Raw genomic sequence first — 8,294 nt, 5'->3', positions numbered from 1 at the left:
TGCGGGTAGTTGCGGTGGCGCGCCACTTGATGTGATTGCCGAATATATCAGAAACCAAGATAAGCCCTAGACGGGCTGAACGAAATTCACCACCCGCCTGGCTCGGCGGGAGTCCTCTTTCGATTCTGGATAGTGGTAGCCCAGAAGATGACTCACCTGGTTCTTTTGCCTCGATGCAAAAGAACCCTGTTTTCTACATTATTGAGCAAAAATTTTTCTTCCTGGGTTTATTCAAATCCCACACCTTAATGGTCCAGTCACCAGAGACTGACACCAGCCGCCCATCAGGCATTACGGCGACTGCCAGCACCCAGCCGGAATGCCCCTCCAGCGTTGTTACACATTGTAACCCCTCAGGTTGACTCAAATCCCAAACCTTCAGGGTTTTGTCACTGGAGCCTGACACCAGCCGCCCATCAGGCAGTACGGCGACTGCCAGCACCCAGCCGGAATGCCCCTTCAGCTTTGCTACACATTGGTGCCCCTCAGGTTTATTCAGATCCCAAACCTTTAATTCCAGGTTTTTGTCATAAGAACCCGACACTATCCGCCCGTCTGGCAGCACTGTGATTGCTGCCACCGAGCAAGCATGCCCTCTCAGTGTTGTTACACATTGCTGCCCCTCAGGTTGACTCAAATCCCACACTTTCAAGGTTCTGTCACAAGAACCCGACACAAGCCGCCCATCAGGGAGTATTTTAACTGCCAGCACCCAGTCGAAATGTCCCCTCAGCGTTGCTACACATTCCTGCCCTCTGGGTTGATTCAGATTCCACACCTTCAGGGTTTTGTCATAAGAACACGACACAAAACGTCCATCAGGCAGTACTGTGACTGCTCTCACCCTGTTGAAATGCCCCCTCAGCGTTGCCACGCACTCCTGCCCCCTGGGTTGATTGAGATTCCACACCCTCAGAGTATTGTCATCAGAGCCTGACACCAGCCGTCCATCAGGCAGTACTGCGATTGATAGCACCGAGCTGGTATGCCCCTTCAGCGCTGCTACACATCTCAGCCCCAAAGGTTTACTCAAATCCCACACCCTTATGGTGTTGTCACAAGAACCAGACACAAGTCGTCCATTGGGCAGTACAGCGATTGATGCCACCGAGCTGGTATGCCCACCCAGCGTTGCCAGACATTTCAGCGGATTTTTTTTTAACTTCAGGTAGTTATTGTTTTTAAATCTGTGATAGGCGAGCAGTAACAAGGTATCATCAATACTCTGGTATGGGATAAAAGGTAAATTTTTTATTTTAACGGTTCTTTTATACCTTTCAGGGCCAGAACCATAGTATTTCCGACTTAGTATTTTCAGTTGTTCTTCTACATCAAGGCAGTTTGCAAATCGTCTACAGGAGCAAGCGAGGTTGCGTCTGCCCTCAACAGATAAGTACGTTGCTACTTTCAAGATTAATTCATCTGTCAATCGCTCTATCGGTGGATGCCCTCTGTTCGCAAAGGCGTCATCAGAGAAAACAATACCGCTATAAAAAAAACAGTACAAACAAACTTTATTTAAAAAACTTAACAATGTAGCATCCTGAAATTATTCCTATTCGCTTATATTGTTATTTGCACACTAAGTACATGACCAAATGAAAACATATATTGTCTTGCTGGCAGGCCTTGCAAGGCCTGTAGACCAACTTGAAAAGCAAATGGTCATGTACTTATTGAAGCTAAAACGCTTACTACAAACCAACCCGTTATGCCACATAGCTGTGCTCCGAAGCACAGTGTAGTCACTCTAAAAAAATTTGCATGATTGAGTCTTGTCCAGAAAAAAATGAGCATAAAAAAAAAGGGGGGGGCTGGGGCGCCTATTTATTGCCAAACAGACCACCTCAGCCTCAGGTGAGCAGCCATAGTACCCAAGAGATTATTAACAGCTTCTTAGACCACCACGGACAGGCTTCTCCACATAACCTGTCATTTGCCGTTCAGCCGATGAAACCAGCCAAGCCATGGCCACGATGACTGAGATCCATCAACTGGACACAGTGCCTTTAATCAGGACTCATACCTATTGGTGAAATCTTAACGCTTTTATTTAGAAGCAGCCTTAAAAGTCACGCTCCTACTGCGGCTACGAGCAGACTTTTAAGAGTGCTTCTTAGAAAAATGATGAGAAACTGTTGTAACCACCTCTGTACCACCGCTGATTTTGTATCTGTCTTTGTATGAAATGGTACCAAGGTTTTCTGAATCCAGATTGACTTTGATATCGTATAAATTGATGGGCTTGGCATACCTGACAAATTTACAACCTTTCATTTTAGCGCCACGAAGATTTCTGCAACTCACTACAGCAGTCGTGCCACTCCAGTGTTGTGTCTGCGCATCATAATGCAAATGCGTTGAGACTGTTGACCTGGTATGGGTAAGCGTCGTTTTCTGAGTGTTTTTATCATAGATCTCAATGTCGGTTTGTCCTATTCCACCAAGTACAGTGATACCCCAATGACCTTTACCTGATCCGTGACCACTGCCCTTCTGAGCAGCATCAACCGTGTAGGTGGATGTTTCTTTACCTGTATCAGCCGCGAAACTCATGGTAGCCAACAATGAAACAGATACACCTACGAGGGCTTTAGTCAAGATATTCATTTAATCAACCTCAATCAGAGATACTGGATTTAATGCCAGCAGTTTGCCTCAGGGCATAAACATGAACAATTTTGATAAAACTGACGTGTTTTATGCCTTCCTTAAATCGTTATTTAATGACCTGTTCAATTTCCGGTATCGCGTCGCTATAAAAGGGTATAGGCGCTTATAAGAAGACATTAAAAAAGCAGTTATACTCATAAAATCGCAACTGTTTGCCGATAAAATGATTCCAAGGTTATTTTGATCCAGGTCTACTTTGATAGTGCTCAATTCCATGGTCTGAGCGATCCAAGCGAAACCGCTGATAAAAGATTGTTAGACACCTACGTGTAACAACCCTACTTGACAAACCCTGTTGTCGATGACCGCTTCATTTCAGAAAAACGTACTTTCCAGACTAGTCTCAGCTACGTAAAGCTGTTTGAGACCTAAGTAAATAGTTAGAAAAAAGAAGCGTAATAACAGCTTCACGATTGCCTTGCTATGGGCAAAACGACGGTCATACTTCAAATAGAGGGGATCAACGTACCTGATTGATGACCGCATTTCAGACAGGCTTCTTATCGAAATCGCGTAAAACCCCGTACTTCTGGTTCGGGGATGTAAGGGAGGCTTGCAAAGCAAGCCATTTGTTGTATTCTCTATCTGTCAGGCGTTTCCAGCGATTACGCTACCTGACAGGAAAAGTAAAATACCTCCGCTTTCTGCCCGTGTATCTCAACAATCCGAAAGGTAGAGCAGATTGTCGAATAAGGCGTATACCGCTACCGTTAAGGGATACGCTGCCCCAGGGCATTGCCGTCTGGTAGCAGGAATCCCCGTCGTTCACGTCGGGGAGGATGTCAACATCCCAGTGTACCCCTGGAGCTGAGCATTTTTTACTGGGAGCCTGTCGGACTTATGCTTTCGAGCATAAAATTCAGTAGGCGAGTCAGAATTTTCGATCAATTTGTGCGAATAGTTGACCTATTTAAGCAAATTCATCGGAAAATATGGCCGCACTTTCTCGTACTTTCTGGACTTCAGGCCGAAATTGCCTTAAGTCCGACAAGCTCTTAGTGCGGCGCTTGATAAAAAGAAACAGTGTCAAGCCCTCAAACAGCGCATGTTGGAATTCATTGAATTTTTTAACATCTTGTTGGCAGCCAAACCCTTAAAATATCAGCCGTTAAGCAGAAAATTAAAGTGCATATCGTATCCGTCATGGGTTCGTTTTAGCAAAAAGACCCTAGGAGCCTGACCGAGAATAGCGCCCGTAGCGAGGACTGCGAGAAATGGAGGATAAAAAGTCGCTTTTGTGAGGAGAATAGCGGGACTATTTGGCGAACAAAAGCGACTTTTTAGACCCATTTATCGTAGCCGCACTTTCTGGATCTTTCTGGATCTTTCTGGATTTTAGGCCGAAATTTTCTTAAGTTCGATAGGCTCCTAGCAAGGTTTCTGTACCTTAAGACGTTTATTCAACCATTAAACTGTAGAGGAAACTAAATGTTTTATGTCGTTTATTTGTTTGATGTTCCCGAGAGTGAAGAGGAATCTTTTGAAACAGACTGGCATGCACTCACCCTGGATATTTATGAAAAACACCAATCACTGGGTTCCCGGCTGCATAAAAGGGAAGAGGGCGGCTATTTTGCCTACGCTCACTGGCCCGACCGGGCAACCTGGCAGAAAATGTGGCAAAGTGATCACTCTGAAAACCCCATGCAGGCAGTGTATATGTCACTTAAGTCCGTAGCCCGCGTTGTTTGTCAGGGCACAATCAGTGATGATTTATTGCAACCCCTCACTTACCGAAGCGCATCCCAAAAATCAGACAGTGGTAAGGGCTGATCAATAATAAGTCCGATAGAGCCATTAAGGGCAAAAAACGCCAGCAATAAAGTTCAAATTCAAGTCGATGTAACCCTCGCAGCCATCAAAGGTAATCAGACAGCCACTGAGATTGCCCCACGTTTTGACATCCACCAGGCCAATGTGACTGTCTGGAAACGCGAGCTTCTGGAGAGTGTCCCAAAACGTTTGAGAGAAAGAAAGCCAAACAGGGAAAAAACCATCCGTTTGAGGTTGATAACCTTTATCCACAGATAGACCAGTTGATTCTGGAGCGTGATTTTTTAGCACGTAAACTCGATCATTGAAAAAAAGTCTTCGCCATTCTGTGGTGGAGAAAAACCAGATGTCTCAATCACTAATCAATGTCGTATAATTGGCGTGTCACGGTCAATTGTATACTACTACTCACGTAAAGATCTTTCGGGGGATTTGACGTTGATTCGATTCGCTTGATCCAACATTGGCACAGGTTGTGGGTATTGACCTGACAAGTGCCCGACACCACAATGTTGTCTTGTGTGTCGATGCCCTTGAAGAGGCATTGGATCACTATGGCGCAGGGGAAGTCTTCAACAGTGACGACCACCAGGGTAGTCGATTCACCCTTAAAACACCCTGGCGATTTGTTAAACTAGGAGCCTGACCGAAAATAGCGCCCGTAGCGAAGATTACGAGAAATTGAGGATAAAAATTTCTGCTTCTGAGGATAATAGCGGGGCTATTTGATGAAGAAGCAGGAATTTTTAGACCAATTTATCGCAACCGCAGTAGGGCAGTCTATTCTCGGACAGGCTCCTAACAGTCATGCAAGTTGAAAATGATGATCATGTATGGATTTTTGATGATAAGATCGAGGAACAGTCATACACTGACGAGCACGACTTGTTTGCACGGCATTTTAACCATTCTTACTCTGCATTCGGGCTTGGGGTTTTGTCACTCAAGCTGAAAATGAATTATTTCGAGTTTCGGGCAAAGCGCTATACGAAAGCCCTGAAAGCATCATTTGATGAGCCTCAATTGATACGCTGGGTAACATCAGTGATACGACTCAGATTACCCATTTTCAGGTAAGGAGCCAAGGTGTTAGCGCTGCACTTTATTACGTAAAGAAACCATTGCGGCGCCTATAGATAAGTAATCATTGTTAATGAAAATATCAGTGTATAGCAAAGCCTTTTATTAACCTGAATTCAGTAGTAGGCCTCTGTTAACTTGCTGGGAGCCTTATTCCCATGGGGAGAACGGCGTTTAACCGTTGAATTCAGGATCACCTGGAGGTGCATATGTTTTCTTTGGTGGCAAAATGTTTTCCACAGTGTACATCAGGTTCATCATTATTAAGTGATGAGCCGTATTCTCTTTTTGGCCCTGCTGATTCTACTGGCCTGTCAGCAGTTAATGGGGAATGCTCGACTGCTTTTCGGCATCACCTGATACAGATAATTAATGAGAAGATTAAAACAGCCGAACCCAAAGGTTCCGGTATGTCCCTGAATATGCGGGCAAACATAAAAAGTAATATAAAATATTTTATCGGCAGTAAGCAGGTTTATTTCGATTGCTCTGATGATAAACAACTTGATGAACGCTTCAACAGGTTAGTAGGTAACCATCAATACCAGTGGGTAGAAGAAAATATTGAAGATTTATCAACCTTTTTACACGGTGGCTTCGTTAACAGCATCTTCAGCGCACAAAACAGAACCGGTGAATGGCTTTTCAATGGAAACAACATTATAGGCATTGGACTGACTGATGACTACTTTATGTCCTTTATGATATGCCCCGAGCAGGTTATAAGGGTCATAATAAGAAGCAATGTTACTAACGTTTCTGTAGATAATGGGCAGTTTTGGACAGAAAATAGTTCAATGATTAACTTTTCTATCAAGCTGACGCTGCGCTTCAGGGTCATCGATACAGTATCAGGTCCCAGGCTTCAAGCCTGCTTTGATCCTGATGATTGCTTTGGCAACCTTTGGTTCGTGGAGGCATTACCAACGCTTGTTGAAAGCCTCACATTCTCACATTGGTAAATACGAACATACAGTAAAGTTTGGCGCTGCCATCTCCAACAGTGGGTATTGCTGGCCTCCTTGCATTGTTCAGCTTAAGACTGAAGTGGTTCCTGAAATGGATCCCAAGTCTCACACCAACTCCGCGGGCTTAACATTCCTCTAGCCCGGATATTTCATAAACTGCCCTGAGAATTGCGCAGAACCTTGCGGCTCTAAGGGATTTTGCGAAGGAGCGCCGTACCGGGGAGTACGGTCGACCGAGCAAAACTCCCTTAGAGCCGCAAGGAGCAAGCAAGGCCAGGAGCATGTTTATGAAATATCCGGGCTAGACCAGAGGTAGGTTGAAAGACAAGAAAGAAAATACTACATGGGCTTGCTTTAGCCCCTCACCCAAGAGGCTGTCGCGAAACGCTGAAATACACCCCGCACCGTCATCCTGTACAGGGAATGTACAGGAATCACGCGCTATGGAAAGCACTCTAACCGCACGCGTCATGGGGGTTTAGTGATTCACGTCCTTGTGGCATAGATCCCTTACAATCCCTGTACGGGATGACGACGGAGAAAATTAAGCGTTTCGCGATACCCTCCCAAAGTAAGGGGTTTTACGCTCGTTCGATGAGACGACAGTTTATCCAATAAGACATTCGATGGTTATCGTTGATCGTTGTTAAGTGTGGTGAAGCTGGTCAATTGATCAGCCTATACTCTCGAAAATCGGCAGTTACGCCGCTGTTAGAGAAGGCGATTGGTATTAGACAAACAACCTGCCGGGTAACAAACGAGCATTCCCTCAAAACAAGGTCGGCAAAACGTCATTTCCAGCCCGGTAGCGCGTTCCCCTTAAACAACTTTTCCGCTTCTTTCGCCACAGCATCGCTTTGGTAAGCCTTGACCAGCGCCAGTATCCGCGGGTCGTTCTTGTTGTCTTCCCGGGCAACAATCAGATTCACGTAAGGGGAGTCTTTTCCTTCAACCATCAACGCATCACGAGAAGGCAACAAGCCCGCTGGCACCGCATAGGTTGAGTTAATAAAAGCCAGGTCCAAATCCTCCAGCGAGCGTGGCAGTTGCGCTGCATCGAGCTCAATAAACTGCAGTTTTTTCGGGTTACTCTGGATATCTGCCGGCGTCGCCTCCAGGTTGGCAGGGTCTTTCAGTGTAATAATCCCACGGTTATGCAGCAGAATCAGCGTTCGACCTTCATTACTGGGGTCATTGGGAATCGCTATTTTCGCGCCCTCTTTGAGCTGATCAATGTGGGTGATTTTTTTAGAATAACCCCCGATGGGGTAAATAAAGGTATTACCCACAGCAGCAAATTTGAATCCATGATCCTTCACCATGCTATCGAGGTAAGGCTTGTGTTGGAAGGCATTCACATCAATACTGCCGTCAGACAAAGCCATATTGGGGGAGATATAATCAGAAAATTCGATCAGCTCAACCTTGATCCCCTTATCTTTAAGGGCACTGGCGGCCACTTTCATAAGATCTGCTTCAGGCCCTGCCATCACACCAACTTTCAATGGCGAGTTTTTACCGGCACTTTTATTGCCATTATTGCCATCGCCACAGCCGGCCACCAGCAAGGCTGAGGCTACCAATACCGAACCAAACACTGCCTTGAACGTTTTAAACAACATCGTTGTAGATTCTCCTTGAAAAAACACCTGGGAGCCTGACCGAGAATAGACTGCGCTACTGCGGTTGCGATAAATTGGTCTAAAAATTCCTGCTTCTTCATCAAATAGCCCCGCTATTCTCCTCAGAAGCAGAAATTTTATCCTCAATTTCTCGCAATCCTCGCTAAGGGCGCTATTC

General features: G+C 45.4%; 8 protein-coding genes. 4 read left to right on the top strand and 4 right to left on the bottom strand.

The genetic code is table 11. From position 1 onward, the window contains the following. Positions 1-193 precede the first annotated feature (193 nt). Positions 194-1,534, bottom strand: a complete 1,341-nt coding sequence (locus V4C51_RS16260) for a WD40 repeat domain-containing protein (protein ID WP_330927235.1) — start codon at positions 1,532-1,534, stop codon at positions 194-196. Positions 1,535-2,103: 569 nt separating this feature from the next. Then, a complete protein-coding gene (locus V4C51_RS16255; protein WP_330927234.1) occupies positions 2,104-2,610 on the bottom strand; it encodes a hypothetical protein in 507 nt (168 codons plus the stop codon). Positions 2,611-4,101: 1,491 nt separating this feature from the next. Here V4C51_RS16255 and V4C51_RS16250 point away from each other — a divergent pair. Beyond that, positions 4,102-4,446 (top strand): hypothetical protein, encoded by a 345-nt coding sequence (locus V4C51_RS16250; RefSeq protein ID WP_330927233.1) that lies wholly within the window; start codon positions 4,102-4,104, stop codon positions 4,444-4,446. A gap of 24 nt (positions 4,447-4,470) precedes the next feature. Here the strand turns inward: V4C51_RS16250 and V4C51_RS16245 are convergent, their stop codons facing one another. After that, entirely contained in the window at positions 4,471-4,698 is a 228-nt protein-coding gene (locus tag V4C51_RS16245) for a hypothetical protein (protein ID WP_330927232.1), read from the bottom strand. 211 nt (positions 4,699-4,909) lie between these two features. On the opposite strand from V4C51_RS16245, the gene V4C51_RS16240 reads away from it, so the two are divergent. From V4C51_RS16240 to V4C51_RS16230, 3 genes are all read left to right on the top strand, one after another. Next, a complete protein-coding gene (locus V4C51_RS16240) occupies positions 4,910-5,092 on the top strand; it encodes a hypothetical protein (RefSeq protein WP_330927231.1) in 183 nt (60 codons plus the stop codon). 161 nt (positions 5,093-5,253) lie between these two features. Beyond that, complete coding sequence (locus V4C51_RS16235) at positions 5,254-5,523, top strand: hypothetical protein (RefSeq protein ID WP_330927230.1); 270 nt, start codon at positions 5,254-5,256, stop codon at positions 5,521-5,523. A 212-nt stretch (positions 5,524-5,735) separates the two neighbouring features. Beyond that, positions 5,736-6,488 carry a hypothetical protein gene (locus tag V4C51_RS16230; RefSeq protein WP_330927229.1) on the top strand — a complete coding sequence of 251 codons (753 nt, stop codon included), beginning with the start codon at positions 5,736-5,738 and terminating at the stop codon, positions 6,486-6,488. 797 nt (positions 6,489-7,285) lie between these two features. Here V4C51_RS16230 and V4C51_RS16225 read toward each other — a convergent pair. Then, the gene (locus tag V4C51_RS16225) at positions 7,286-8,116 is read right to left on the bottom strand and encodes a MetQ/NlpA family ABC transporter substrate-binding protein (protein WP_330927228.1); all 831 of its coding nucleotides are present in this window, start codon (positions 8,114-8,116) and stop codon (positions 7,286-7,288) included. Between the last annotated feature and the right edge of the window lie 178 nt (positions 8,117-8,294).

This window comes from Candidatus Sororendozoicomonas aggregata, from assembly GCF_031528575.1.
In the GTDB taxonomy this organism is placed as follows: domain Bacteria; phylum Pseudomonadota; class Gammaproteobacteria; order Pseudomonadales; family Endozoicomonadaceae; genus Endonucleibacter; species Endonucleibacter aggregata.
The sequence above is the reverse complement of the archived record's forward strand: the minus strand, read 5'-3'. Positions and strand labels throughout refer to the sequence as shown.